This is a genomic window from Alkalibacterium sp. m-11, from assembly GCF_054658155.1.
The window spans coordinates 1-295 of sequence record NZ_BAAGIR010000446.1 but is presented as its reverse complement, the minus strand read 5'-3'; the positions used below and the strand labels follow the sequence as shown (position 1 = coordinate 295).

Below are 295 nucleotides of genomic sequence, written 5' to 3'. Positions count from 1 at the left end.
TAGGGTTATTCAGTTGTGGATTAGTCCATTTGTATTCTCTTTCACTTAACCAGGTGCGAACGATTCTTTGAAATACGCAAACGGTTCATACTGTAACGCTCTGATTTGTCTCAAAACAGTGAAGAGGGTTGATTTCAACCTTAATTCTAGTTTCATCAGTAACGTCAGTAAGTAGACAATCATCGCAAGAATCACTTGATTCTCCACGCCTTGTTCAGACTGTGAATAGTACGTTTTAATGGTCAAATGTTGTTTGATGTGCTTGAAAAACAACTCGATCTGCCATCTTGATTGA

The 295-nt window shown here is 38.0% G+C and carries 1 protein-coding gene; it reads right to left on the bottom strand.

What is annotated here, in order from left to right:
* Positions 1-45: 45 nt before the first annotated feature.
* A partial coding sequence (locus ACYQ2O_RS13130) for a transposase (protein WP_459796826.1) occupies positions 46-295 on the bottom strand: 250 nt, incomplete at its 5' end.